Origin of the sequence: Paraburkholderia sp. CNPSo 3281 (genome assembly GCF_024206515.1) — a bacterium.
Taxonomy (GTDB): domain Bacteria; phylum Pseudomonadota; class Gammaproteobacteria; order Burkholderiales; family Burkholderiaceae; genus Paraburkholderia; species Paraburkholderia nodosa.
Window position 1 is genome coordinate 1 of record NZ_JAMBPS010000077.1, and the last position, 24,480, is coordinate 24,480.

Annotated in this window: 23 protein-coding genes and 3 pseudogenes; 10 read left to right on the forward strand and 16 right to left on the reverse strand. The window is 63.9% G+C overall.

Annotated features, from left to right (window positions below; translation table 11 throughout):
- The first annotated feature begins 123 nt into the window (after nucleotides 1–123).
- Together M3I56_RS36920 and M3I56_RS36925 are read left to right on the forward strand one after the other, a co-directional pair.
- Nucleotides 124–681 (forward strand): TetR/AcrR family transcriptional regulator, encoded by a 558-nt coding sequence (locus tag M3I56_RS36920; protein WP_254358166.1) that lies wholly within the window; start codon nucleotides 124–126, stop codon nucleotides 679–681.
- Nucleotides 682–757: 76 nt separating this feature from the next.
- A complete protein-coding gene (locus tag M3I56_RS36925; protein WP_254358167.1) occupies nucleotides 758–1,678 on the forward strand; it encodes an alpha/beta fold hydrolase in 921 nt (306 codons plus the stop codon).
- A 12-nt stretch (nucleotides 1,679–1,690) separates the two neighbouring features.
- Here the strand turns inward: M3I56_RS36925 and M3I56_RS36930 are convergent, their stop codons facing one another.
- Genes M3I56_RS36930 through M3I56_RS36940 form a run of 3 tightly spaced genes read right to left on the reverse strand, consistent with a single transcriptional unit; the run spans nucleotide 1,691 to nucleotide 2,941 of the window.
- A complete protein-coding gene (locus tag M3I56_RS36930) occupies nucleotides 1,691–2,434 on the reverse strand; it encodes a response regulator (protein WP_069266943.1) in 744 nt (247 codons plus the stop codon).
- On the reverse strand, nucleotides 2,379–2,561 hold the full coding sequence (locus M3I56_RS36935; RefSeq protein ID WP_254358168.1) for a hypothetical protein: 183 nt from the start codon (nucleotides 2,559–2,561) through the stop codon (nucleotides 2,379–2,381). The genes M3I56_RS36930 and M3I56_RS36935 overlap by 56 nt, the downstream gene beginning before the upstream one ends.
- Nucleotides 2,558–2,941 (reverse strand): GFA family protein, encoded by a 384-nt coding sequence (locus M3I56_RS36940; RefSeq protein WP_254358169.1) that lies wholly within the window; start codon nucleotides 2,939–2,941, stop codon nucleotides 2,558–2,560. The genes M3I56_RS36935 and M3I56_RS36940 overlap by 4 nt, the downstream gene beginning before the upstream one ends.
- Nucleotides 2,942–3,176: 235 nt before the next feature.
- On the opposite strand from M3I56_RS36940, the gene M3I56_RS36945 reads away from it, so the two are divergent.
- On the forward strand, nucleotides 3,177–3,542 hold the full coding sequence (locus M3I56_RS36945) for a hypothetical protein (RefSeq protein WP_028204378.1): 366 nt from the start codon (nucleotides 3,177–3,179) through the stop codon (nucleotides 3,540–3,542).
- Nucleotides 3,543–3,588: 46 nt separating this feature from the next.
- Here M3I56_RS36945 and M3I56_RS36950 read toward each other — a convergent pair whose 3' ends face one another.
- Both M3I56_RS36950 and M3I56_RS36955 read right to left on the reverse strand, forming a co-directional pair.
- The gene (locus M3I56_RS36950) at nucleotides 3,589–4,938 is read right to left on the reverse strand and encodes an ATP-binding protein (RefSeq protein ID WP_254358170.1); all 1,350 of its coding nucleotides are present in this window, start codon (nucleotides 4,936–4,938) and stop codon (nucleotides 3,589–3,591) included.
- 126 nt (nucleotides 4,939–5,064) lie between these two features.
- The gene (locus tag M3I56_RS36955; protein WP_254358171.1) at nucleotides 5,065–5,985 is read right to left on the reverse strand and encodes a LysR family transcriptional regulator; all 921 of its coding nucleotides are present in this window, start codon (nucleotides 5,983–5,985) and stop codon (nucleotides 5,065–5,067) included.
- 142 nt (nucleotides 5,986–6,127) lie between these two features.
- Here M3I56_RS36955 and M3I56_RS36960 point away from each other — a divergent pair, with 142 nt between their 5' ends.
- The 4 genes from M3I56_RS36960 to M3I56_RS36975 all read left to right on the forward strand — a co-directional run bounded on the left by M3I56_RS36960 (nucleotide 6,128) and on the right by M3I56_RS36975 (nucleotide 9,178).
- Entirely contained in the window at nucleotides 6,128–7,111 is a 984-nt protein-coding gene (locus M3I56_RS36960; RefSeq protein ID WP_254358172.1) for an aldo/keto reductase, read from the forward strand.
- A gap of 217 nt (nucleotides 7,112–7,328) precedes the next feature.
- The gene (locus M3I56_RS36965) at nucleotides 7,329–7,745 is read left to right on the forward strand and encodes a universal stress protein (RefSeq protein WP_254358173.1); all 417 of its coding nucleotides are present in this window, start codon (nucleotides 7,329–7,331) and stop codon (nucleotides 7,743–7,745) included.
- 48 nt (nucleotides 7,746–7,793) lie between these two features.
- Nucleotides 7,794–8,408 (forward strand): GNAT family N-acetyltransferase, encoded by a 615-nt coding sequence (locus M3I56_RS36970; RefSeq protein ID WP_254358174.1) that lies wholly within the window; start codon nucleotides 7,794–7,796, stop codon nucleotides 8,406–8,408.
- A gap of 398 nt (nucleotides 8,409–8,806) precedes the next feature.
- Nucleotides 8,807–9,178 carry a hypothetical protein gene (locus tag M3I56_RS36975; protein WP_254358175.1) on the forward strand — a complete coding sequence of 124 codons (372 nt, stop codon included), beginning with the start codon at nucleotides 8,807–8,809 and terminating at the stop codon, nucleotides 9,176–9,178.
- Between the two features lie 409 nt (nucleotides 9,179–9,587).
- On the opposite strand, the gene M3I56_RS36980 is transcribed toward M3I56_RS36975, so the two are convergent.
- From M3I56_RS36980 to M3I56_RS36990, 3 genes and pseudogenes are all read right to left on the reverse strand, one after another.
- A complete protein-coding gene (locus M3I56_RS36980) occupies nucleotides 9,588–10,217 on the reverse strand; it encodes a lytic transglycosylase domain-containing protein (protein WP_254358176.1) in 630 nt (209 codons plus the stop codon).
- A gap of 126 nt (nucleotides 10,218–10,343) precedes the next feature.
- Nucleotides 10,344–10,511 (reverse strand): annotated as a pseudogene (locus M3I56_RS36985) (MFS transporter); the annotation flags it as partial.
- Nucleotides 10,510–10,971 (reverse strand): LysR family transcriptional regulator, encoded by a 462-nt coding sequence (locus M3I56_RS36990; RefSeq protein ID WP_375541861.1) that lies wholly within the window; start codon nucleotides 10,969–10,971, stop codon nucleotides 10,510–10,512. The pseudogene M3I56_RS36985 and the gene M3I56_RS36990, both read right to left, overlap by 2 nt.
- Nucleotides 10,972–11,720: 749 nt before the next feature.
- On the opposite strand from M3I56_RS36990, the gene M3I56_RS36995 reads away from it, so the two are divergent.
- The gene (locus tag M3I56_RS36995) at nucleotides 11,721–13,646 is read left to right on the forward strand and encodes a hypothetical protein (RefSeq protein ID WP_254358177.1); all 1,926 of its coding nucleotides are present in this window, start codon (nucleotides 11,721–11,723) and stop codon (nucleotides 13,644–13,646) included.
- Between the two features lie 384 nt (nucleotides 13,647–14,030).
- Entirely contained in the window at nucleotides 14,031–14,468 is a 438-nt protein-coding gene (locus M3I56_RS37000) for a hypothetical protein (RefSeq protein ID WP_254358178.1), read from the forward strand.
- Nucleotides 14,469–14,473: 5 nt separating this feature from the next.
- Here the strand turns inward: M3I56_RS37000 and M3I56_RS37005 are convergent, their stop codons facing one another.
- From M3I56_RS37005 to M3I56_RS37015, 3 genes are all read right to left on the reverse strand, one after another.
- On the reverse strand, nucleotides 14,474–15,844 hold the full coding sequence (locus M3I56_RS37005; RefSeq protein ID WP_254358179.1) for a sigma-54 dependent transcriptional regulator: 1,371 nt from the start codon (nucleotides 15,842–15,844) through the stop codon (nucleotides 14,474–14,476).
- Entirely contained in the window at nucleotides 15,834–17,699 is a 1,866-nt protein-coding gene (locus M3I56_RS37010; protein WP_254358184.1) for an ATP-binding protein, read from the reverse strand. The genes M3I56_RS37005 and M3I56_RS37010 overlap by 11 nt, the downstream gene beginning before the upstream one ends.
- Nucleotides 17,700–17,817: 118 nt before the next feature.
- Nucleotides 17,818–19,158 (reverse strand): 2-hydroxycarboxylate transporter family protein, encoded by a 1,341-nt coding sequence (locus tag M3I56_RS37015; protein ID WP_028204392.1) that lies wholly within the window; start codon nucleotides 19,156–19,158, stop codon nucleotides 17,818–17,820.
- A 395-nt stretch (nucleotides 19,159–19,553) separates the two neighbouring features.
- On the opposite strand from M3I56_RS37015, the gene M3I56_RS37020 reads away from it, so the two are divergent.
- Entirely contained in the window at nucleotides 19,554–19,853 is a 300-nt protein-coding gene (locus tag M3I56_RS37020) for a hypothetical protein (RefSeq protein ID WP_051481482.1), read from the forward strand.
- A 79-nt stretch (nucleotides 19,854–19,932) separates the two neighbouring features.
- Here the strand turns inward: M3I56_RS37020 and M3I56_RS37025 are convergent, their stop codons facing one another.
- From M3I56_RS37025 to M3I56_RS37045, 5 genes and pseudogenes are all read right to left on the reverse strand, one after another.
- Nucleotides 19,933–21,105: a porin gene (locus M3I56_RS37025; protein ID WP_254358180.1), complete on the reverse strand. Its 1,173-nt coding sequence runs from the start codon at nucleotides 21,103–21,105 to the stop codon at nucleotides 19,933–19,935.
- A 149-nt stretch (nucleotides 21,106–21,254) separates the two neighbouring features.
- The gene (locus M3I56_RS37030; protein WP_254358181.1) at nucleotides 21,255–21,935 is read right to left on the reverse strand and encodes a response regulator; all 681 of its coding nucleotides are present in this window, start codon (nucleotides 21,933–21,935) and stop codon (nucleotides 21,255–21,257) included.
- Between the two features lie 19 nt (nucleotides 21,936–21,954).
- Entirely contained in the window at nucleotides 21,955–23,331 is a 1,377-nt protein-coding gene (locus M3I56_RS37035) for a sensor histidine kinase (protein ID WP_254358182.1), read from the reverse strand.
- A gap of 61 nt (nucleotides 23,332–23,392) precedes the next feature.
- Nucleotides 23,393–24,226 (reverse strand): annotated as a pseudogene (locus M3I56_RS37040) (ABC transporter substrate-binding protein); the annotation flags it as partial.
- Between the two features lie 63 nt (nucleotides 24,227–24,289).
- Nucleotides 24,290–24,480, reverse strand: a pseudogene (locus M3I56_RS37045) (IS481 family transposase); the annotation flags it as partial.

Here is a 24,480-nt window from a genome sequence, read left to right on the forward strand (position 1 = left end):
TGAGGGGGGTTGAAAACGGGGCTATTGATTAGGAAATAAACATTTCCTATAATCATCCCCATGGCATCCGAGCACCCTTCCCAACCCCTGGCCCGCTCCCCCGGCCGACCGCGCGAATTCGACATGGAAACCGTCGTGGACGGCGCCGTGCGCGTTTTCCGCGAGCGCGGCTACCACGCCACCTCCGTAGGCGATCTCAGCGACGCAACGGGCCTGACCGCAGGGAGCCTCTACAAGGCCTTCGGCGACAAGCGCGGCGTCTTTCTCGCCGCGTTCGACCACTACGTCACCACGCGCAACGCCGAATTGCGCCGTCGCATCGACAAGCAGTCGAAAGCAAGCGAGAAGATCCGCGTCGTCTTCCTCTTTTACGCCGAATCGTCCCACGGCACCGAGGGCCGGCGCGGCTGCCTCGTGGTTTCCAGCGCAACGGTGCTCGCCACGTTCGACGACGAAGTCGCCACGCGCGTCGAAGCCGCCATGCGGCGCACCGAAGAGATGCTGCGCGAACTCCTCCAGCAAGGCCAGCAAGACGGTTCGGTTGCAGCGGAAATCCATGTCCCGGCCATGGCGCGTACCTTGCTCGCCCTGCTCCACGGCTTTCGTTTGATCGGCAAATCCGGCCGCACGCAGCGTGACATGCTAGCCGTCGCCGCCGAAGCCATGCGCTTGCTGCGTTGAAATTTTTTTGGTTAATTTGGAAATGATTATTTCCAATCAATGTCAACGTTCCCTGAACCCATAGGAGTGTCACGCCTTGAGTACGCCCTCACGCATCATTGACCACGGTCCTGCCTCGCTGGCCGACCCCATCCTGCCCGGCTTCGCGCATCGCTTCGAAACCATCGATGGCACGCGGCTTCACTACGTAATCGGCGGAAATAAGGATGGCGAAACAGTCGTGCTGCTGGCCGGCTATCCGGAAAGCTGGTTCGCGTGGCGCAAGGTCATGCCGCTCCTCGCCGGGCGGTATCGCGTGATCGCACCGGACCTGCCCGGCCAGGGCGACTCCGATCGCCCATCGGTTGGCTACGACACGCAATCGCTCGCAACCGCCCTGCACGCGCTGCTCGGCAAGCTCGAAGCACGCCGCTACCACCTCGCCGCTCATGATGTCGGCGCCTGGGTGGCTTACCCCTATGCGGCACTATTCGGCGCTGAAGTGTCGAGCCTCGCGTTGCTCGACGCCGGCATTCCCGGCATCACGCTGCCGGAAGCGCTGCCCGTCGCGCCCGAGCGCGCGTGGCGCACCTGGCACTTCGCCTTCCATGCGGTTCCCGATCTGCCGGAGCTGCTGATAGCGGGCAAGGAGCGCGCGTATCTGGAGTGGTTTCTGCGCCGCAAAACGGCGAATCCGCAATCCTTCACAGATGCCGATATCGACGAATATCTGCGCGTGTTCACAAAGGAAGGCGGATTGCGCGCGGGGTTGGCCTACTACCGCGCGGCCGATGTTTCGGCGCGCCAGAATCGCGAGTTGAGCACGCGCGGCAAATTGCCGATGCCCGTTCTCGCGCTGAGCGCCGATCAGGGCTCGATTGCCGACATGGCCGGTCCGCTGCGCCATTACGCCGACGAGGTGCAAGGCGCGACGCTTGCCCACTGCGGCCATTTCCTGCCGGAGGAGCAGCCCGCGGCCGTGGCCGAAGAACTGCTGCGTTTCTTCGGCCAGACCTGACTCGGACCGGCCTTACTCCGGCGCTTCGACCGTGGTCACCGCCGAAGAAAACACATACCCCTCGCTGCGCAGCGTCTTGATGTAACGCGGCTCGCGCGCCTCGTCGCGCAGGCGCTGGCGCAGCCGGCTTACGAGCAGGTCGATCGAGCGGTCGAACGCGTCGGCCTGGCGGCCTTGCGTGAGGCTCAGCAGCTGGTCGCGCGTCAGCACGCGTTGGGGATGGTCGAGAAACACGCGCAGCAGCCGGTATTCCGCGCCGCTCAGCGCGACGATCGTGCCCTCGGCGTCGAGCAGATGCCGCGCCGTCGTGTCGAGCCGCCAGTCGCCGAACGCGAGCAGTTGCGCCGCCTCGCTCACTTCCATGCCCGGCGGCAGCATGCGTGTGCGGCGCAGCACCGAGCGGATGCGCGCGAACAGTTCGCGCACGGCGAAGGGCTTGGGCAGATAGTCGTCGGCGCCCATTTCGAGGCCCACGATGCGGTCCGTCTCTTCGTTGCGCGCAGTGAGCATCACCACGGGCACGGCGCGGAACTTGCCCGCGCGCAGCTCGCGGCACAGCACGAGCCCGTCGTCGCCGGGCATCATGAGGTCGAGCACGATCAGGTCGGGCGCGCCGCCCTCCAGCACCGAGCGCATTTCGCGCCCGTTCGCGGCCAGCGACACGCGCATGCCGTTCTTTTCGAGGTAGGCCCCGACCAGTTCACGTATGCCGCGATCGTCGTCGACGATCAGAACGTGATCCATCTTTTCCGTCATTGGTTTTCTTCTCCTTGCGCGCGAGGCGTGAACGGGTTTCGGCAATGCACGAACAGTACACCGGATGCGCAATCTCCGCAGCCAGGCCGCTCGCCGCGAAGAACAGGATGGCGAGCAGGCGTTTCATGCGTCCTCCACCAGGGAAAGACTAGCACCGTTGGCAACCGACGCTTCGAGCGCGTAGACGTCCACGCCCGCAAGGCAGCCGAGATTGACTCGCCAGCGCGCCGGATCCCTGCGCGTCTGGTGAAACGGATAAATGCCGCAGTGCCTGCAGAAATAGTGCTTCGCCACGCGCGTGTTGAACTGGTACAGCGTGAGCGCGTCTTCGCCTGCGAGGATCGTCAGTTCGGGGCCCTCGAACGGCGGACTCATCAGCGCGCCCTTGCGCCGGCACAGGCTGCAGTTGCAATGCCCGGCCGGCTCGATCGCCGTGCGGACTTCGAACTGTACCGCACCGCAATGACAGGAACCCTTCCAGTTTGTCGTGTTCGCCGACGTGCTCATCTTGCTCTCCGCTCGGTTGATTTCGTTGGGTGATTGAACTTGCTACGGGCCGCGTACAAACCGGAACCGCGCCGCCCGATTCGGGACGACAATGTGCGCTAGCGCAGATTCGGCGCGCAGCATATCGACCTGAAATGGCCGGCAATGACTGCAGCCGGCCCGCAACAAACCGGCATTGTTTATGCTCGCAAGCTGGTAGCGAGCGAAACTGAGAGAACGGCTCCAGGAGATCCCTATGAAATGTCTGCGAATCTATGCCGACGCCCAGGGTGAGTCTCATTTCGAGGACATCGATATCCCGCTCACCCCGCTTGAGCTATTTCCCAACATCCCGCCCATTTACCTCTCGACGTGGGAGCCGGCGAAGGCGGTGCGCTTTGGCTGGGTGCCGGCGGGCCTCAAGGAGGCGGACTGGCACACCACGCCGGTTCGTCAGTTCGTGATCTGGATGACCGGCTGGGTCGAGTTCGAAACGAGCGACGGCGACACGCGCCACTGCGAGCCGGGCACGGTCGTGCTGTGCGAAGACACCGTGGGCAAGGGCCATCGCTCGCGCCACCCCGAGGAAGGCCAGTTCAACGTGTTCATTCCGCTCGCTTGAGTGAGCGCTTGACTCACACGACCGGGCGCTTATGGCGCGCCGCCTGTCACGCTTGCGCGCCGCCCAGCACGAGCCGCCCTTCCAGCCCGCCTTCGGGCCGGTTGCGCAGCGTGAGCTGCGCGCCCATCGCCACGGCGAGCTGGCGCGAGATCGCGAGGCCCAGGCCCGTGCCGCCCGTGCCCCGGTTGCGCGAGGTCTCGAGCCGGTAGAACGGCTCGAATACCTTTTCGAGCGCTTCCTCGGGAATGCCGGGGCCGCTGTCGAGCACCGAGATTGTGACGGTCTTGTCCTGCGGCGACGCGCTTACCTCGATGGCCGCGGTGCTCCCATACTTCAGCGCGTTATCGACGAGATTGCCGACGATGCGGCGCAGCGCCTGCACGCGCGTGACGATCGCCACGTTCAGACGGCGCTCGAAGGTCACGGGCGAGCCCGCATCCACGTAGTCGCATACCAGGCTGTCGAGCAGCGCGTCGAGGTCGACGCGAGCGGGCGCTTCGCCGGTGCCGTGCAGCGTACGCGCGTAGGCCACGCCCTCCTTCACCAGTTGCTCCATCTCGTGCAGATCCTGCGCGAGCTTGCCCGCTTGCGCTTCGTCGTCCATCTGGTCCACGCGCAGCCGCATGCGCGTGATCGGCGTCTGCAGATCGTGTGAGATGGCCGCCAGAATCTGCATGCGCTCGGCCACGTGCGCCGAGATGCGCTGCTGCATCGCGTTGAACGCGCGCGCCGCGCGCGCCACTTCGGAGGGCCCTTCTTCCTCGAGGCGCTCCGCCTTCAGGTCCGGGCCGAGCGCGTCGGCCACGCGCGCGAGTTCGTGCAGCGGCCGCGTGGCGGTGCGCACCGCGAACCAGCAGCATGCCGCCAGCACGACGAGCTGGGCCACGAGCACAGCCGGTAGCCAGCCCGACAAGGGCAGCGCGGGACCCGGGCGGTAGTCGATGGTGAGCGGCGAGCCGTCGGACAGCCGCAGGTGGATCTGCAGGCGTTCGCGCTTGCCGGGCACCGAATTGGTCGTGAGCGCGTACTTGTCGCCGAGGCCCGCCGCGATGGCCGAGGCCACGCTCTTCGAGCGGCTCGCTTCGGGCGGCTCGCCCGGCGTGCCGGGACCGAGGATGAAGCTATAGGTGCGCCGCGCGAGCTGCGGCAGCCACGCCGCGCGTTCGGCCGCGGGCAGGTGGTCGAGCAGCGCCACGGAGATGGCGACCTCGCGGGAGATGTAATCGGTCATCATGGTCGCGGTGGCGTCGTTGCGCTCGGTCATCGTGAGCTTGAACGACAGCCCCTGCGCGAGCGCGAGGCCGACGCAAAGGATCAGGGCGAGGCGCGCGAACAGCGTGCGCGGCCAGTGCAGCGCGCTCATTGCCGCGCCGCCCGCAAAACCAGCGGTGTGCATGTTCGGACTCCGTGTGCAGGGAATGATGGGTTTATACCGCATGCCGCGAGAGGCTTTGTATCTCACTGTATCGGCGCGGGCGCGGGACACAATACATTGCAGGCCCGTTCGATTCATCGCGTCCTTTCACGTTTGCGGCTTGCGCTGCGGTGCGGCATCGGCCCATTCGCGCACGGCCTGCGCAAACAGGCGCAGCGCCGCAGGCGGATGGCGATTGGCCGGATAGTAAAGGCAGAGCCCCGAAAACACCGGCCCCCACTCGGGCAGCAGGTGGACGAGCCGCCCGCCGGCCACATGGTCGGCCACGAGCGATTCCGGCACCCAGGCCACGCCCACCCCGGCAAGCGCCGCCTCGACCATCAGGTTGAGATTGCCGAGCGTGAGCGGCCCGTCCACGTCGATGCTGGCGCTCTTGCCGCGGTGCGCGAAATCCCAGCGGAACAGCGCGCCGCTCTCGAAGCGAAAGCGGATGCAGCGGTGCTGCTCCAGGTCGTGCGGCGCGCGCGGCGGCGCATGATGCGCCAGATAGGCGGGCGAGGCCACCGCGCCAAAGCGCATGTCCTGCGTGAAGCGCACGGCGATCATGTCGCGCGGCACGTCTTCGAGCACGCGCACGCCGGCATCGAACCCGCCGGCCACGATGTCCACGAGCCGCGAGTCCGCCACGAATTCCACGCGGATGTCCGGATAGCGGGCGAGGAACCCCGGCAGCACATGGCGAATGAGCGGGCGCGCCCCCGATTCCGAGGCGCTGATGCGGATCGATCCCGAAGGCCGGTTGCTCGCGGTCGCGACGTCGTTCACGGCGTCTTCGAGATCGGCCATGGCGGGCCGCACGCGGCTGAGCAGTTGCTCGCCCGCCTCGGTCAGCGCCACGGAGCGCGTGGTGCGGTTCAAGAGGCGCACGCCGAGCTTCGCCTCCAGGTTGCGCACAGTGTGGCTGAGCGCGGAAGGCGAAACGCCCAGCACGCGCGCTGCGCCGCTGAAGCTGCGCTGCTCGGCGATCGTCACGAAGGCCGTCAGTTCGGATAAGCCGGTGCGCACCATTTGTGAATTTCCCTCAATACCCCATGCAAGTTTAGCGGGATTGTTGAGCGGCCTGCAGCAACCTACACTCGGTCGGCTCGAAGGCGGCTCCCACACGAACGGGAGCGCCGGTCCTTTCAGTTCACGCAACCAGGAGCAAGACATGCAAAAGCGCACACTCGGCAAGAACGGCCTCGAAGTTTCCGCGTTGGGCCTTGGCTGCATGGGCCTGAGCTTCGGCTACGGCCCCGCCACCGAAAAGAGCGACGCGATCCGCCTGATCCAAACGGCGTTCGAGCGTGGCGTCACGTTCTTCGACACGGCTGAAGTCTACGGGCCCTTCGTCAACGAAGAACTGGTTGGCGAGGCGCTCGCGCCGATTCGCGACCAGGTGGTGATCGCCACGAAGTTCGGCTTTCAGGACGGCGACTCGAAGAAGCCCATGGACAGCCGTCCCGAGCGTATCCGCGCCGTGGCCGAGGCGTCGCTCAAGCGCCTGAAGACCGACCGCATCGACCTGTTCTATCAGCATCGCGTCGATCCGAACGTGCCCATGGAAGACGTGGCCGGCACGGTCAAGGACCTGATCCGCGAGGGCAAGGTCAAGCACTTCGGCCTTTCCGAAGCGGGCGAGCAGTCCATCCGCCGCGCCCACGCCGTGCAGCCCGTCGCGGCGCTGCAGAGCGAATATTCGCTCTGGTGGCGCGAACCGGAACACAAGGTGATACCGGTTCTGGAGGAGCTGGGCATCGGCTTCGTGCCGTTCAGCCCGCTCGGCAAGGGCTTTCTGACCGGCGCGATCGACGAGCGCACGTCGTTCGACCAGAGCGACTTCCGCGCCATGGTGCCGCGCTTCACGGAGGAGAACCGCAAGGCCAACGCGGGGCTGGTCGACGTGCTCGGCCGCCTGGCTGATGGCAAAGGCGCGACGCGCGCGCAGATCGCACTGGCCTGGCTGCTCGCGCAAAAGCCGTGGATCGTGCCGATTCCTGGCACCACGAAGCTTACGCGGCTCGACGAGAACGTGGGCGCGGCCAGTGTCGAGTTGAGCGCTAGCGATCTCGCCGCCATCGAAGCGGCGCTCAAGGAGATCCCGGTGGTGGGCGACCGCTATCCGGCCCAGTGGCAGCAGCGGGTGGATCGCTGAGCCTGCGCGCGCGGCCTGCTCACACCCACAATCGGTACATCCAGATCGACTCGTCCTCGACATGGCGCTGCGGCGCATGCACCATGTCGTGAAGTACCATCTTTTTGCACCATGTTTACGGGCTTCGCTCTACGCTGTACGAAGGCGATCACTGGATCGATCTCCGTGCTTCCGTGCTCACGCGGCAACGCTGAGCCCCATTCTGGCGAGAGCGAACGTGCTGAAAATACTGATTCCCATTTTTGACCGGCGCGGCGCTGCAGAGGCGGCACGTCACAGTGCTTTACTGTTCGCCGAACATTGCGTGGCTGAAGTCGAAATCCTGGAGGTCCTTGAAGACGTCACCATCGAACGCACCAGCGCGTTCTGGTCGGAAGACGAGCTGCGTGAACAAAGTCAGCGCCACCTGAGCCACGCACTCAGCGAAACCTGCGCGATTCTCGACGACGCCGGAGTGCCCTACACATCGAGCTATATTTGCGGCCCGTTCGTGCGGAGCGTGTCCCGCTGCGTTGAAAGTGGACATGCCGACATCGTCGTCGTCGACGCCAGCCATCTCGGCATGCTGCGCAAGCTGGGCATGCTCATGAAGGTCTGGCGGCTGCGCGCAACGCCCGTCACGCTGCTGCATTGAGGTGCCGTCTCTCTCATCCCACGCTCATCAAGTGAAGCCGGGGCATTCATGATCGCAACGGAAGAACACGACGAATGGCTCAGCCTGGATCCGTCTGAAATGGTCCGGCTCCAGATCCGGCGATTTGACATCCATCGCGATTCATCGGAACTGATCGCGAAGCTGCTTCGCAGCGCCGCTTCCAGTCTCGACAGGAAAGAGGAAACTAGCAGCTACTACGTAAGCCGCGAATCCGGCCGGCGGCGAAGCGCGAAAGCAGAGGCGTGCTTTATCGCCGCGTGCAAGGGTCAACTCGTGGGAACGCTGACCATAGAGGGGACTAATCTCTCCTCACCCTGCCGCCACTACCGGCGCCAGGACGTTGCAACGATTCACCGGTACGGTGTCGATCCACGTTGGCAACACCTGGGCATCGGCCGGGCATTACTGTCATTCGCCAATCGATGGGCAGCAGCCTTGGGTTATGCGCAACTGGCTCTCGATACCCCAGTTGCCGCGGGCAGTCTTCTCGACTTCTACCATACGTTAGGGTTCAGGCTCGTCGATACGGTCCACTTCCCCGGGTGCGCCGATGACGGCGCCGTGCTCAGTCGTCCGACCTTAATTGGCTGGCGGCATGCTCCTGCGTCGCACGCTAGCCGTCGCTTGCAGAACAATCGATAACGGATATTGAGCGGCGCCAAATTCACTACCCTCTGGATGGCTTTACGCTCTTTTTACTTGCCGCAAAAAGATAGCGCATTAAAATATTGCGGTAATCCAATACGGAGATGTTCCATGAACATCCGATGTCCTCGCCCCCCTGGTTGTTCCTCTGCCTGACAGACAAGACGTCTGAGCCTTCTCCTCAAGCCGCCGTCTTGCCAGCAGGCTAACGGTGCGCGTCCCGGCAGCATTTCCGCGTGACCTTCTTTGTCATCTGAGCACCGCAATTGCGGTTGATCAGCCGTGGGCTTGTACCCGATCGGTTCGCACGTCACTGCAATGCGCAAAGCACCCTCATTCCGCTCGGCCATTCCCCGAGTGGAAATCAACAGCAGTCGATTCAGGAGCTTTTTTCCATGTTTGAAATTAACAAGAACTACACTCGCGAATTCATTCACCAGGTCTGCGGTGGGAACAAGCAGGCATTTCTTCCCACGAAGAACGGAAAGGTCGTCGCCGCTTGTTTGCGGACGGACCTCAATCCGCAAGCGCCGGATGTCATCATCTGCAACAGCAGTGCTTCTGCGAATGCGGCGGGCCGATCGCTCTCGGGACAACGCGATGCCATACCGGTATTCATCAAGACGGACACCGACTCGTACCGGTTTGCAGGCCTGTTTGCTGCGGGCGAGTCCTTCGTCACCCCGCCTTCCTGCGCGCCGTATGTGCAAAACTGTGGATTGACGTCCGCGCAGGTGTCGCGCGTCATCAGGATGCAACGCCGTTAGTGCGAGTGGAGGAACGAGGTACGCCTGGCAAAAGCGAAGCCCCCGTTGACGTAGAGTCTCGGGGGATTCGCCCAGATCAGTCGGGTCTATATTGGCGAGCCAGCCAGAAAGCACTCAGAGATCCGCGGCTGCCAGCGTGATCCGCTCGTTGACGAGTAGAGGATATCGACGCTCGATTACGCGAACAAGCCTCGATTTATTGAGCGCAAATGCCAGCATGAGTTGTTTCGGGGACTCGTCCGTCGCACCCAGCTTTTCACAAACCACCTCGCAAGGCAGTGAATAGGCGCAATATCCCCATCCAAACCGATACGCCGAAAACCATACGGACGAGTCCGCGGACAGGGTGGGTTCAGTGAGATAGGCAGTTGGCTGAATCATGGTTGTTGTACCTCCCACGCAAGCGTCATTACTTGAATTGCGCCGCCGCTTCGGATGCCTGAATACGCGGCTCGCCGGGGAATGCCGTCTTGATCACGCTTACGCGATCGGCCACGCGCCGCGGGTAGTCTTTAGCGCCACCACTATAGCGCATAAGCGCGTCATGAACGTCCCCGTCGGACGCCTCGATGTAGTCGCGCAGAATCGACGAGCCGATGCTGACGTTGGTGCCCGCGTCGGCCAGATCCGAAGCATGAAGGACAATGTCCCTGTGCTGCGACGGCAGGATCTGCATAAGCCCCCTGGCGCCGGCGACGCTCACGGCGAAGCGGTTGAAATTCGATTCGACGGCGATGACGGCGAGCAGCAGAATCGGCGAGATCGTGTCGCGTCGTGCGGCTTGCAGCACCGCCTCGCCGATTCTCAGCGCATCGTGCAGGCCGATATGAAACCGCACGTTCAACATGGTCGCGATGTCTTCGGCTGTCGGTATGCCCTGCGGGACGGCGTCGTAGGCCGGCTCGGGCGGCGCAACGACCGATGCGTCGGCGCCATAGGTCGTTCCATTGGACGCACCAGCCACCAGGATCGCCGCCAGAACGAGAGCGCGAAGGCCATGCGAACGAGCGCCTCGCCGATCACCGGGATTGTTGTTCATATGCGTTAGCGCTTTACTGATCAAACTCCTTGAAAGGCTACGCCGGTCGACCGAACAATTTCAGAAAAAGGTGGCTCTCCTACGAAAAAATCGCGTAAACATGCCCGGGCAGCGCGCGGGGACCGCTCAATGCGAAATGCTCTCTAGCGACTTGCCGAGCGTGCGGGGCCCCATCAAGCCGATGGACACCATCACGAGCGCCATCGCCCTCGCTATGAAAACGAACACGCCTGTCACGCTGAACTCCTTGAGCATAAAGGCGACGACGAAGGAACTGAACACCGCCGAGAGCTTATGGCGGCTTCCACATGTCCGCGAAACCTGCTTTTCGCGGCACCGGGTCCGCCGGCCCGACCGCAGGCAGCGGCGCTCCGTTGGCGAAGTGCCACGAATCCAGCGCGCCGGGAATGCTGCCGCTCGCGGATATCCCCACGTCCGCGCGATCCTCCATACAGGCCCGCACGACTTCGTCACTGATCTGCTCGGTCAGGGCGATCTGCACGAGAGGGTAGCGCGCCTGAAAGACCTTGAGCCGCTCCGGCAGAAAACCAACGATCGCGGACGCGTTGGCGAACAGGCGCACCACACCCGCCACCTCGCCACTGAGCGAGTGAACCTCACGCGCCAGCGACTGCAACTGGTCGTGTACCGCCACCGCGCGTGAAAACGCGTGCCGGCCCGCCTCCGTCAATTCGACGCCCGACGGCGAGCGGATCAGCAAAGGCAGCCCCATCGCCGCTTCCAGATCCGCCATGCGGCGGCTCAGTGCAGACGGCGCAATGTGGTTGCGGTGGCCGCTCGGGCAATGGAGCCTTCCTCCACGACCGAGATGAACAGCTCGAGGCTATAGGGATCGATTCGCGTGGCCGCAATACTATCAGCAGAGTCAATTAACGTCCGACCCGATTTAATTGGAAAGCCATTTAAAAGGGAAATATAGACCAAAGAATTAATTACATCTGGGCACTTCAGACCGTCCCAGAACTGCCGATATTGCGGGCAATAGCAGATGAAACACGCAATCTATGCAGTAAGCATTACCGTCCGCATTTGAGGTAATTAATACCTTGCTATTGGCGGAAATTGACTAAGTCTCGGTAATTGAAACCAGAGACAATTCGTGTGACATTTTGTTACGTCTGATTTTCACATGCCAGGGGGAATTATCGGTAATATCCGCCGCGCGTCTGACTTCAAGCATTGACTTCGTAATCTTCGTCCGAAAAATTGCGCACGTCTCCCTCCTTCAGGGATCCAGCGCAGGGCCGAAATTCCCGACGGGGCAGCCGTAGCGAGGGTGCAATATTTACCCGCGCGAAAGCAAAGGACAGATACGCAGGTTCGCGCAATAGCGCGAGCCGCGCGGCGCACGTAGCGGGCGCAGGGCTCACCGAGCCGTCGTGCAGCGTCCGTTAAATCTCATTCTTCAGACCTTAGCCAGCATCTGAGCGCCATTGCGCGCCGTCGCCGGCTGGGCGTCGTTTTGTCTTTTTTTTTCGATCGATGAAACTCTTCTATCTCTTGCTGTCGTCGTCGCTATTCCTCGCGGCGTGCGGCGGTGGCAGTTCCGGTAGCGCCGGGACGGATGCAACCAATGCCTCGGCCACGACACAAAGCGCGAGTGACGCCACTGCCACGGACGCCAGCGCGAATGCGGCCACCAGCACGCGCGGCACGCTGCACTGCGGCTCCGCCGTGAAATCGAGCGCGAACTCCAGCAGCGAGCTGGTGAGCGCCGATACGCCGACCACGCAGAGCGGCCGTATCTTCGCCTCGGGTACGGCGTTTCCCCTCGCATTCACCACCAATGCGCCCGCAGCCGACACCGTGAACTGGTCGATCAGCGACCATCTCGGCAAGGTGGTCACGAGCGGCAGCCTGCGCGTGGCGGCAGGCCCGGTGACGACCACGCTGAGCTGCTCGTCGACGCTCGCAGGCTACTTTGCCGTGACCGCCAAGCTCGCCACCGCGGGCGGTCAGCTCCTGGAGCTGGGCACCCGCCCCGCCGGCACCGCGACCTTCGGCGTGCTGCCCAATCTGGCGGGCATCGTGCCGACCGTTACGTATCCGCACCAGGACCTGCATCGCTTCGGCATGCAAGGCGAAGACGACAACACTTCGGTGCTCTCTTCGCTCGGCATCTCGTGGACGTACGACCATCGCGAGCTGTACAACATGGAGCCGAACGGCCCCAACACCTTCAACCCGAACGCCAACAATCTCGACCCGTTCTACACCACGGCCAACGTGATGCGGCTCGTGCGTCTGGACGGCATTCCCGCCTGGGCGAGCCCGACGGGCGCGTTCGAGGACGAATCGCTTCCGCCTACCGATCTCGCGTATTACCAGAACTACATGGCCCGGATCGGCACGGAATCGAACCTCATTCGGACGACTTACTTTCCGAAGCAGGCGTCGAACTACTACCAGCTCACCTGGGAACCGGACGCCCAATGGCAAGGCAATAACACGCAATTCGTGCAGCTCTATCAGGCCGTCTATCAGGGTATTCACTCGACCGATCCTCACGCAGTCGTGATGGGGCCGACTGATACGGCGCCGTCCGGCACCGCCGATCACCTCAAGGCCCTCGCGCCGCTCGGCTACGCGCAGGACATCGACGGCGTGACGACGCACGGCTACTACGACATCAACGGCAGTTCGCCTTCGTTCCCGCCCGAGCGTCAAGAAACCGATCCGGCCAACGCGTCCGGCTCGCTGATGGGGCAAATGCGCGCGCTGCGCAGCGAAATGGCGGCTGACTACAAGCCGGGCATGAAACTGTTCAGCACGGAGCTTGGCATCAGCTACGACAACGGTTCGTCGTACGGTCCCAATTATCCGACCGGCAATATCCTGTACGCACAAGGCGCGGTGGTGGCGCGCAGCCACCTGATCGTTCTGGGCGAAGGCGCTGATCAAACCTGGATCTTCTACGGTGCGGACTTCCCGGGCCTCGTGGGCTACGGCACGTTCTTCGATCTCGCAGACGCACAGGGTCAGTATGGCGCGCAGAACATCAGCCCGAAGCCCGCGGCCATGTCCGTCGCGGCGATGACGCGTATACTCGACGGCACCAACACGCTTGGTCCGGTGAAGAAAACGCCCTCGGGGGTCTACGCTTACGCGTTCCAGCAGCTCAGCAACGGCGCGGTCATCACGGCCCTCTGGACGCACAACAACAGCGTGTGGAGCGCGAGCGCCGGCTACAGCTCGACCTATAGCGTGGGCTACAGCCTCGCGGTGGATGCACCCGGCACGAGCGGCACGGTCACCGTGCTCGACGAAATGGGCAATCCGACGACGAAGAGCTACAGCAACGGCAAGGTCGCGCTGAGCCTGACTGAATCGCCGGTCTATGTGATTTCGCAGAACGCTTCGGTGGCGAGCGCCAATGCGACGCTGCCCACGGGCTACGTGCCGAACTGACCGAACCGGGCGGCCGCCTGGTCGCACGAAAAAGCCGTACCCTGAGGCGCCCGGGCCGCGGACACTGTTCCGCGGCCCGGGCGCCTCTTCCGTTTACCACCGGCGGGGCACGCTTGCGGCATGCGGTGCATCCGGCGTGGCGATCTCTGTGTCGAGACTGCTGGCAGAACGATGTCGAGGCAGTAGTGCGAACCGTATGCGCGGAGCGCGGAGCCGCCTGGGTCGACTATCAGGTGAACCGGACTACGTAGCGACGGCACGTAGCCGCCAGCCGCAGGCAACGGCTATTGCGAAGAATCAGTTGCTGGCGGCGCTCTCGACCCTTAAGCTTTCGACGCAGCGACAGAAATGAACGAAAATGCTGCGAACCCACTGGAAAGCAACATGAAACGACTGTTACTCGTCGCACTCACCGCCGCCTCGTTCGTGACCTGCGCTCATGCGCAAAGCGACGCGACCGGTTCGTTCGCCACCCCCGCAGGCACGGTGCAATTCGTGCGCGACGACCGCGACTTCGTGGCGGTCCTCGGCAAGGATATCTTCGACCGCTTCGACGCGAAGACGCTCGCGCATTTCGACGAAGTGGGCCACGACAACAGCACGATTACGCGCATGCTCGTGCAGACCGCCTACGGCCCGGTGCTGTATGACTTTCGCCGCAATCCGCCGCTCGTGCAGCATGTGACCACACGCATGACGATCAAGCGCGTGTTCTGGCAACCCGACGAAGTCGTGATGCAAGGCTCGGAGGGCTGGTTCCGGCTCAAGAACGGCGCGCTCACCAAGCTGCAATCGTCAACGACCACGTACCGCACCAACTAGCCCGGTTAAGCGTCCTTGTCGTCCTTCTCGTCACCCTGCGAGTCGCGATCCGCGATCTTCAGCTGACGCAGCTTGTGATAGAGCGTTTTCTTCGGCATCCCAAGCTCCTCGCTCGCCTGGGCAACGTTGCCGTGATGGCGGCGCAGCGTGTTCTCGATCAGCATCCGCTCGAAATACGCTAGCTGATCCGCCAGTGTCTCCCCTTTCACGGTAGCCGCGCCCGCGGAAAGCAGGCTGTCGCCGGTTAGCCCGAGCACGAAGCGGTCGGCGACATTCTGCAGCTCGCGCACGTTGCCGGGCCACGCGTGCGTCATGAGTTCGGACACCTGTGCAGCGGTCACGACCGGCGCCGGCGTGCCGAAACGCCGCGCGGCTGCGAGCACGAAATGCTCGAACAGCAAGGGGACGTCCTCGCGCCGCTCGCGCAGCGGCGGCAATTCGATCTGCGCGACGTTCAGCCGGTACAGCAGGTCGGCGCGAAAGCCGCCCTCGGCAGACACTTCGGCGAGGTCGGCCTTCGAAGCGGCTACGATCCGGCAATCCACCGGAATCAGCTCGTTTGCGCCCAGGCGCTCGACCACGCGCTCCTGCAGCACGCGCAGCATCTTGATCTGCAGCGGCATCGGCATCGTTTCGATCTCGTCGAGAAAGAGCGTGCCGCCATTCGCCCATTCGATCTTGCCAACGCGCTTCTTGATCGCGCCCGTGAACGCGCCCGCCTCGTGCCCGAACAGTTCGCTCTCGAACACCTGCTCGGGCAAACCGCCGCAATTGAGCGCCACGAAATGCGCGTCGCGCCGCGCGCTGAAGTCGTGCAGGCTGCGTGCGATCAGTTCCTTGCCTGTGCCCGTTTCGCCGGTGATCAGCACCGACACGGAGGTATCCGCGAGACGCAGAATTTTTTTGCGGACCTCCGCCATGGCCGGCGACTTGCCGAGCACGAGCGCCTCGATCCCCTGCCAGTTGTGCAGCGAAGCGCGCAGGCCCTCGACTTCGAGCGTGAGCCGCCGTTTCTCGACCGCGCGCGCCACGCGGCCCGCGATCACATCGGAGGAGAATGGCTTTTCGATGAAGTCGTAGGCGCCCACACGCATTGCGCTGACCGCTGTCGAAATGTCCGCATGTCCGCTGATCAGCAGCACGGGAATTTGCGGATCGATCGCCATCACGTGGTCGAGCAGTTGCAGGCCGTCGATGCCCGGCATGCGCACGTCGGAGACGATCACAATCGGAGCGCCCGGCGCAATGTCGGCATACGCATCGGCGGCAGACGCATAGGCGCTCACCGGAAAGCCGGCCAGCGCCACCGCCTGCTCGACGCCGATACGGACATTCTCGTCATCCTCGACGACCAGCACCCGAATCTCATCTGCCATGTTCTGTCCTTTGCGGCTCGGCTGCCGCGAATTCGATCGTGAAGCGGGCTCCACCTTCGTCGCGATTCGTTGCGGTGATTTTCGCGCCAAAGCCTTCGACGATGCGCGACGTGATCGCGAGCCCGAGCCCGAGGCCTTGCCCGCGCGGCTTGGTCGTCACGAACGGCTCGAACAGGTGCGCCAGCACATCCGGCGCGATGCCGGGCCCGCTATCGTCGATCGTGAAGCGCACGCGGCCTTGCGCGTCAGGCTCTCCCGCCTCCATCAAGATCACGCGCGTGCTCGCGTCGCGCACGGCGTCGAGCGCATTGCCCAGCAGATTGACGATCACCTGTTGCAGTTGACTCGACTCCGCATACACCGTCGTGCCGGGCGCGATCCGCACGTCGAGCCGCACCGCTTCGTCGCGGATCCGCGACTCGTAGATGAGCCGCGCATGCGCGACGGCTTCGCCGAGCGACACCGCCACGCGCTCCACTTCCGGCTTGCGCGCAAACGCCTTCAGTTCGCTCGTCAGCACCGCCATGCTGTCCACGAGGCGTCCGACGCGCTCGAGATTGGCGTTCGCCTGGGCGCCCTGATTGCGCTCGAAGAAGGTACGCGCATTGTCGCAGAGCGTGCGGATCGCGACGAGCGGCTGGTTCAGCTCGTGCGTGAGCCCGGCCGCCATCTGGCCGATCACGGCGAGCTTGCCGGCGTGCACGACCTCCTGCTGCGTGGCGCGCAAGCGCTGCTCGGTGCGTTCGCGCTCGGCGATCTCGCGCTGCATCTGCGCATTCGCTTGCGTGAGGGCGGCGGTCCGCTGCGCCACGGTCGTTTCCAGCTGGTCGTTCGCGCGCCGCAAGGCTTCTTGCGCCTTGAGCTTCTCCACGATTACGCGGCGGCGCTGCACCGCATACAGCGCATAGAGCGCGGCGATCAGGAACGCGCCCGTCACGAATGCGAACGCGAGCCGTTGCTGCCGCCGCGCGCCCGCCGTGTCGAGCAGCACCATGATCGTGTCCTGCCCTTGCGGCGCGGGGCGCGCCATCACGAGAAAGCGGGCCGTACGGCCCGCGCGGCGCAGGTCGGGGAAAATGCCGATCCACGCGCTGTCATTCCAGTCGCCAATGCGCCGGTATTGCAGCGCCTCGACGATGCGGCCCGCGTATTGGCGCGACGCCTGGATGTCGCGCTGCTGCGGCTCGGTCATCGCACGCATGGCGGTGAATTTCCATTCGGGCTGGGTCGAGATCACGATCACGCCGTTGCTGTCGACGACGATCGCCGCCTCGCCAGGCGTGCGCCACGCGGATTCGAGCGCGTCGACGCTGACCTTCACCGCGGCCGCGCCGATTGCCGTGTCACCATCGTGAATCGCATTCGCGAAGTACAGCCCAGGAACGCCGGTGTTCGTGCCAATACCGAAGAAGCGGCCGCGGCCCAGCGCGAGCGCGTCCTTGAAGTACGGCCGATATGACACGTTGGTGTCGACGAAGCTGACCGGCTGGTTCCAGTTGCTCGCGGCGATCACCGTGCCGTGCGCGTCGATCACGTCTACCGCGCCGCTGCCGACATCGTTGTTGACCGCTTCGAGATAGGCATCGACCGCGGGCAACATGCCGCGCGCTTCATCGGGCGGCGCTTTGAGCAACGCGCGCACGCTGTCCTGCCGCGCCACGAGCGCGGGGACCATCTCGAAGCGTCCCAGCTCGCTTTTCAGGCTCGCCGCGTAGAGATCGAGCCGATGCTCGCCGACGTCGGCCAGCGCGTCGATCGCGCGGTTCCATGCGAACTCCACCGCGGCGGCGGCCGCACCGACATACAGCACGGCCGCCGCCGCCCATCCCCACCATGGAATGCCCTTGTAGCGCATCTGCACGTTCGCCCTCGTCGATTGGCTGCCGCCAGACGGCGGGTTCAGCGGATACCGCTCGCCGGATGCACCGGCGCCATTATCGCGAAGGCGCGCACGAGGGGCGCACAGCAGCGCGTCATGCGCCGAAATGCGCGAGCAGGATGAGCGTCACGGTCACGACGATGGCGCCGCCAATACGCGTGGCGATCTGCGCGAACGGCATGAGCTGCATGCGGTTCGCCGCGGTGAGGATCGCGACGTCGCCGGTGCCGCCCTGGCCGCTGTGGCACGCGTTCACGATTGCGGTGTCGATAGGGTACATCTTCATCAGGCGTCCCACCACGAAGCCCGTGCCCATGAGCGTGACCACGGTCGCGGCGATCGTCACGACATTGACGAGCGTGAACGCGGCCATCAGCTTGTCCCACGGCGTCATCGCCACGCCGATCGCGAACAGCAGCGGGTAGGTGACCGCGGTCGAGAAGAACTTGTAGACCACGAACGCGCCTTCCTGCAGCGGCGGCGAAACCGCCCGCGCGAGCTTCACGAGCACGGCGAGGAACAGCATTGCCACCGGCGCGGGCAGGCCGAACAGCTTGTTCGCCATCAGGCCGATGAGGTACAGCGTGATCGCCGTGATGCCGGCCGCGGCGATGTGGCTCACGTCCACGTGCCCGCGAGCTTCGTCGTTCGACGACGCCAGTTCATCGCTCGCGCCGACTTGCAGACGGCCGTTGCCGGTCAGATGCGGCATGCGCTTGCCCAGCATGTCGAGCATGCCCGAGAGGATGATCGCGATCAGGCTGCCGAGCATCACGGGCGGCAGGACCTGCGCGAACAGGTCACCTTGCGCGACGTGCATGATTTCCGAATAGCCCACGGAGAGCGGGATCGCGCCTTCGCCCACACCGCCGGCCATGATCGGCACGACGATATAGAGCAGCGTGTGCTTGACGCCGAGTCCGAGCGCCGCGCCAACCGCGGTGCCCACGATGGTCGCCGCCACCGTGCCGGCCGCAAGCGGAATGAAGATCTTCAGGAAGCCTTGAATCAGCACGCGCCGGTCCATGCTGAGAATACTGCCGACGATGATCGAGGCGATGAAGAGATAGAGGAAGTTGGTCTGCTTCGTGAACTCGACCGTGAGATGCTGCACGGGCTTGGGCAGTACGTGGTAGTACACGAGCGCCGAAGGCACGAAGGTCGCGAGAATCGCCGCCGCGCCGATATTGCGCAACACCGGCAGACGCTTGCCGAGTTCGGCGCACGTGAAGCCGCAGAAGGCGAGCACGGCGATGGCCATCGAGATCTCGCCGGGCACCTTGCCGGTGACCGCGAAGCCCGCGATCAGCGCAAACAGGATCACGTAGATCGGCAGCGGAATGATGCCGATGCGGATTTCCATCAGCTTCCACCAGCCTTCGGGCCAGAAGCGGGTTTGGGTCGTCGGGGATGATTCGGGGACCGCCTGGGTCACCTGCGAGGCGGCGGATGCGGATACGCTGTTCTGCACGGGATGTCTCCTTCGTTTTCGCGACCGGACTGCGTCGCGTCTCCGGTGCTTGTTTAATGAGGGCGGCGGCCCATCATGGGATAGGCCGCCGGGCCTCTATAAAGCAGTAGCCGTGCCAGCACGCGCCGGCCTTTCGAATAATCCGCAACACCTTGATTTATTTGGTATTTTCCGGAACGTCACTCCTCTCGAAGCCGCCGCCAATCCGAGATTTCAGAATCGGCCCGAGCCGCAGGCTGAAATCTCGGCCTGCCTCGGCCCGACCGTTGAGTGCATGGCAAGAGTGATTTTCAGAATTCGCTCTGGAACGGCGCCGATCGTTGGCAGAAGATGGATTACCGCAATGTGAGGAGCGAGCCATGAAGATCGTCTTGCCAGGATGCGCCGTCGTTTGCGCCGCGGCGCTGTGGAGTGCCGGCGCGCTGGCCGCGCCGCCCGGTTCGGCCTACCAGACGCCTGTGCAGTTATCGAGCGGAAGGAATCTGCTTTGCAGCGTGAACGAATCACAGCCTGCCGGCGAAACGGCGGCGCTCACGCGTCGCGAGCAGGTGGAAGCCGATGTCCTCGCCACGCAGCGTCTGCGGCTCGTGAGCGGACCGGAATCGCCTTATCCCTCTGCCTATACGGCGCCGAGCGTAGCCTGCGTGGACGCGGGTTGACGCCGCAGAAAGCACGACGGGGCTCGATTCGCCTGACGAATCGAGCCCCGCGTGCAGTGAGGACGGTTGAAAAGGCCGATCAGAAGCGCGTGCGCACGCCCGTCGTCACTTCGACCTGGTTGGTCGCACCGAAGGTCGTACCCACCGTGTAGCCGCCGTGCAGCTTCATGTAGTCGCCCGCCAGATACACCTCGGTGCGCTTGGACAGGTGATAGAAGATCGAGCCGTAGAGCGTTTCCTTGAAGCCGTTGTGCAGCCCGCTCGTGGGATCGAATGCGCCGAGGTTGGCGTTCGGAATATCGCCATCGACGTTATACGCAGCGTTGTGCGTGCGCATTTGCTGATAGCCGAGTTCGTAGTCGAGCGCGCCCTTCGGCGCGAGCTTGAACGAGACCGTCCACGCATTGTCCTGACGCTGGCCGAGCGCCCCCTGATTGCCCCAGTAGCGGAAATAGCCCGCATTGGCGCGCACGATGCCGATCGTATAGTTGCCGCCAACCGAGAACGCCTGGTTGGTGTTGCCGTCGCGGTTCACGTGGTTATAGAACGTCGAGGCCGTCCACGTCGGCGCGTTGTAGCCGAGTGCGAACTGATAGTTCGCGTTATTGCCGAAGCTCGTTGAATTGCCGAACGCGTAGCCCGCCGCGGCGTAGATGCCGTTGTCGAACACCTTCTTCCACGCGACGCCGTTGTTGTAACGGGTGCCCGTTGCGCTCGCCGCGTAGAAAATCATCTGCTTGAAGTTGTTGGCGTTGGTCCAGCCGCCCTCTTCCGTCGTGAGCTTCGCGTTGCCGTACGGATCGCCGTAAATAGCCGCGGCGTCACGCGCGATGGTGTTCTGGAAGCCCGCCGTGAGCTTGCCGAAGCGCTCGTCCTCCACGCCTACCCAGGCGTCGCGGTCGAACAGCTGGCCCGGGTCTTCCATCTGGCCGTCGCTCACGCGGTATTCGCTTTCGAGGCGGAAGATCACCTTCGTGCCGCCGCCGATGTCTTCGGCGCCCTTCAAACCCCAGCGGCTGCCGCTGAACCACGGTTCGCCGGCAATGCCCATGCCGATCACGTGATTGCCGTTGGCGTCCGCGTGCGATTGATACGTAGGGACGCTCAGGTCGATAAGGCCGTAGAGTTGAACGCTCGATTGCGCGTGTGCGCCGCTCGCTGCAAGTGCGCCGAAGGTCGCGCCAACTGCAGCGACAGCAAGTTGTTTTCTCTTCAAGATCGTCTCCAGGGTTGCTTCGTTGGAAGTTTTCATGGACCCGCTGCCATCACTCACCGGTTGCGGCGAGCCGTGTGAATCAGCGGGTGAGACGAATATTAGAGAGGTGAATCCTTCGCGATTCTTTCACGTACGATTCGTATATCTAAGTACATCCACCAATACCGGTAAATAAGCCGGCCTGCTTAGGCCGCCACCGGCTCTTTCACGCGAAGGATGTAGCCGAGGCCGCGCAGCGTGGTGATCTGCACGCTCGACTCCGCCAGATGCTTGCGCAGGCGGTGGATGTAGATATCGATCGCGTCCACACTCGGTTCGTCGCTCAGGCTGCAGATGCGCTCCAGCAGCGCCTGCTTCGGCACAGCCTTGCCCTGGCGCAGCATGAGCGCTTCGAGGATGGAATGCTCGCGTCGGCGCAGGCTGAGCGGCGCATCCTGGTGGCGGAATTCGCGCGTGTCGCAAACGTACTGCAGGTCGCCGCAGGTCAGCCAGCCCGACTTCTCGCCCGTCTGCCGCCGTATCAGCGCCTTGATGCGCGCAACCAGTTCGCGGCTGTCGAATGGCTTGACCACGTAGTCGTCGGCGCCGGCGCCGAAACACGCCACCTTGTCGTCTATCGAGCCATGCGCGGTCAGCATGAGCACGGGCACGTTATTGCGCCTGCGCCGCAAACGGTTGAGCACGTCCTTGCCGCTCAGCCGCGGCAGGCGCATGTCGAGGAGCACGAGATCGTAGCTCTGCGTGAGCAGCACGGTGTCGGCGGCTTCGCCATCGGCCACGCAGTCCACCGTGAAATTCTCGGCGCGCAACAGGTTGACGATCCAGTGCGCGAGTTCGGCATTGTCTTCTACGAGCAGCAGCTTCATGGTCCCTCCTCACCTCTCCTCATCCGGGCCAGACCGGCAAGCGCACCGTCGCGACAAGACCCACACGCTCGGCCCCCGCGGCAACGCTCACCGAGCCGCCGTGCGAGCGCGCGACCTGATGCACGATGGCAAGACCGAGGCCCGTGCCCTCGGTATCCGCCGCGACGCGATAGAAGCGCTCGAACACGTGCGCACGCGCCTCGGCTGGAATACCGGGGCCGTTGTCCACCACCTGCAACATGATCTGCTCCCCTTCGCTGCGGCACACAGCCGTCACGCGGCCGCCCTTGTGCGTATAGCGAATGGCGTTGTCGATCAGGTTGGACACGAGCGAGGCCAGCAGGCCTGTGTTGCCCGCCACGTGCACGTCGTCGTCGAGTTCCGCGCCGAGATCGATGCCACGCCGTTCTGCGGCCTGGACCATCTCTTCGAGCACGGAAGAAACGACTTCCGTGAGATCGACGCGCGTCTGACTGCGCGACGACTGTGTCATCGATTCCGCCTGCGCGAGCAAAAGCAGTTGATTTGTCAATTCCGCCATTTTCTGGCTCGTGCGGCGCACGCCCTTGAGTGCGTCGAAAAGCGCGGGATCGCCCGCGTCGCATTGACTCGCGAATTGCGTTTGCGTGGTGAGCAGCGTGAGCGGCGTGCGCAACTGGTGCGCCGCGTCGGCGATGAACTGGCGCTGCATGGCGGCATGCACCTTGAGCCGCGCGATGCACTGATTGATCGCCTCGACGATCGGCCTCAGCTCGGATGGCAGAGGATCCGGGCGGATCGGCTCCAGTTGCAGGGGCTCGCGGTCGGCAACGTCGTCCTTGAGTTTCATGAGCGGCCGCAGTTCGAGCGTGAGCCCGAGCGGCACGAGCAGCGCGACGAGCGCCAGCATGAACCATTGGCGTGCGAGCTGCGGCCTCCACAAGGCGTTGACCATCGCCTCGCGCGACGCGATTGTCTTGCCGACGATCACCATGACGCGTTCGGCGCGGCCCGAGTCGTAGAGCATGCGCTCGTAGGCCACGGCGCGAATCGGCAAACCCGCATACGTGGTGTCGTAGAACACCGGCGCCTCTGCTGTGTTCGCGCCCGGCAATGGCAAGTCCGGCACGCCGCCCAGCAAGCGGCCATTGCCGGCGAGCACCTTGTAGAAGACGTGATCCTGCCAAGGCGATTCGAACAGTTCCAACGCCGCCGGCGGGATCGTCGCGCTGAGGGAGCCGTTGTCCCAATCGACGTCTTCAATGATCGTGCGCGCCGAGTCCAGCAGCGAGTGATCCTGCACGAGATCCGCAGTCTGCCGCGCGGCATCGTACGACTCGCAACTCGTCACGACGACAAACGCGGCGAGCGGCACCAGCAGCCACAACAGCAATCGCCCACGCAGGCTATGCACCATGTCGCGCTCTCTCAGGTACCGAACCGCGAGGCTCGCGCAGGACGGCGGCTGCGGGCGTGCTTCATTTCGCGCTGACGAATTCGTTCGTGTACGTGCCGGACAGATCCACGTGCTTGCCCTTGACCGAAGGATTGAAACTCGAGAGCACCTTCAGCACGGTTGCCGGGCCGTCGGCGGGCATCTTGCCGTCTGCGGTGTACATCGGCAGCGAGGCCTTGAGTGCGCTCACGTAGAGCGCCTTGTCCTTTTGATAGTCGGCGGGCATTTGCGCGGCGATTTCCTCGGCGCTGTGCGTGTGAATGAACTGCATGGTGCGCACGAACGCGTGCGCGAGCTTCACCGCCTGAGCCTTGTGCGACTCGGCCCATGCGTCCTGCACGTAAAGGCTTGCAGCGGGATAGGTGCCGCCGAGCGCGGCGCGCGTGCCTTCCACCGTGCGCATATCGACGAGCACCCTGGCGTCGCCGGCCTTCTGCAGCGCCGAGACGGTCGGCTCGGTCGTCATGCCCGCGTCGATACGCCCCTGCTTGATGGCCGCGATGAAGCTCGCGTCCGCGCCCACCGGCAACATGGTGTAGGCGCTGGAGGCGATGCCGTGCTGGCTCGCGAGATACTGCGTGAGAAAACTGGTCGAGGACCCAAGGCCCGTCACGCCCAGCGTCTTGCCCTTGACGTCGGCCATCGACTTGATCGTGCCGGCCGCTTTCGACGACACCATTTCCACTTCGCCGGGCACCTGACCGAACACGACGATCGCCTTGACGTCCTTGCCCTTGGTCTGCAAGTCGATGGTGTGATCGTAGAAGCCGACCACGGCCTGCACCGCGCCTGCGAGCAGTTCGTTCTCCGCATCCACGCCCGCGGGTTGCGAGAGCAGCTCGACGTTCAGCCCTTCGTCCCGTGTACAGACTGGAGACATGATTGACACATGTATGAGGACATCGTTGACACCTGATACTCACGGCAATGCTGCTTTCAGGTCAAGTGTCGCGACACGGTGATGGGCAAACCAGAGCTCGAATACACCGTCTTCGTCGTCCTTTGGACGGGCCGCCACGCGCAGCCCCTTGAGCGCAATCGAGAGCTTCAGTTTCTGCCCCCGCAAGCGCACCAGACCACTCGAATTGACCAGCAACACCTCATCGCCCG

Excerpts from the sequence above, each read along its gene's own strand:
- M3I56_RS36920 (WP_254358166.1), top strand. The coding sequence starts at position 124 with ATGGAAACCGTCGTGGACGGCGCCGTGCGCGTTTTCCGCGAGCGCGGC.
- M3I56_RS36930 (WP_069266943.1), bottom strand. The coding sequence starts at position 2,434 with ATGACGGAAAAGATGGATCACGTTCTGATCGTCGACGACGATCGCGGC.
- M3I56_RS36935 (WP_254358168.1), bottom strand. The coding sequence starts at position 2,561 with ATGAAACGCCTGCTCGCCATCCTGTTCTTCGCGGCGAGCGGCCTGGCT.
- M3I56_RS36940 (WP_254358169.1), bottom strand. The coding sequence starts at position 2,941 with ATGAGCACGTCGGCGAACACGACAAACTGGAAGGGTTCCTGTCATTGC.
- M3I56_RS36945 (WP_028204378.1), top strand. The coding sequence starts at position 3,177 with ATGAAATGTCTGCGAATCTATGCCGACGCCCAGGGTGAGTCTCATTTC.
- M3I56_RS36950 (WP_254358170.1), bottom strand. The coding sequence starts at position 4,938 with ATGCACACCGCTGGTTTTGCGGGCGGCGCGGCAATGAGCGCGCTGCAC.
- M3I56_RS36955 (WP_254358171.1), bottom strand. The coding sequence starts at position 5,985 with ATGGTGCGCACCGGCTTATCCGAACTGACGGCCTTCGTGACGATCGCC.
- M3I56_RS36960 (WP_254358172.1), top strand. The coding sequence starts at position 6,128 with ATGCAAAAGCGCACACTCGGCAAGAACGGCCTCGAAGTTTCCGCGTTG.
- M3I56_RS36970 (WP_254358174.1), top strand. The coding sequence starts at position 7,794 with ATGATCGCAACGGAAGAACACGACGAATGGCTCAGCCTGGATCCGTCT.
- M3I56_RS36975 (WP_254358175.1), top strand. The coding sequence starts at position 8,807 with ATGTTTGAAATTAACAAGAACTACACTCGCGAATTCATTCACCAGGTC.
- M3I56_RS36980 (WP_254358176.1), bottom strand. The coding sequence starts at position 10,217 with ATGAACAACAATCCCGGTGATCGGCGAGGCGCTCGTTCGCATGGCCTT.
- M3I56_RS36990 (WP_375541861.1), bottom strand. The coding sequence starts at position 10,971 with ATGGCGGATCTGGAAGCGGCGATGGGGCTGCCTTTGCTGATCCGCTCG.
- M3I56_RS36995 (WP_254358177.1), top strand. The coding sequence starts at position 11,721 with ATGAAACTCTTCTATCTCTTGCTGTCGTCGTCGCTATTCCTCGCGGCG.
- M3I56_RS37000 (WP_254358178.1), top strand. The coding sequence starts at position 14,031 with ATGAAACGACTGTTACTCGTCGCACTCACCGCCGCCTCGTTCGTGACC.
- M3I56_RS37005 (WP_254358179.1), bottom strand. The coding sequence starts at position 15,844 with ATGGCAGATGAGATTCGGGTGCTGGTCGTCGAGGATGACGAGAATGTC.
- M3I56_RS37010 (WP_254358184.1), bottom strand. The coding sequence starts at position 17,699 with ATGCGCTACAAGGGCATTCCATGGTGGGGATGGGCGGCGGCGGCCGTG.
- M3I56_RS37020 (WP_051481482.1), top strand. The coding sequence starts at position 19,554 with ATGAAGATCGTCTTGCCAGGATGCGCCGTCGTTTGCGCCGCGGCGCTG.
- M3I56_RS37025 (WP_254358180.1), bottom strand. The coding sequence starts at position 21,105 with ATGAAAACTTCCAACGAAGCAACCCTGGAGACGATCTTGAAGAGAAAA.
- M3I56_RS37030 (WP_254358181.1), bottom strand. The coding sequence starts at position 21,935 with ATGAAGCTGCTGCTCGTAGAAGACAATGCCGAACTCGCGCACTGGATC.
- M3I56_RS37035 (WP_254358182.1), bottom strand. The coding sequence starts at position 23,331 with ATGGTGCATAGCCTGCGTGGGCGATTGCTGTTGTGGCTGCTGGTGCCG.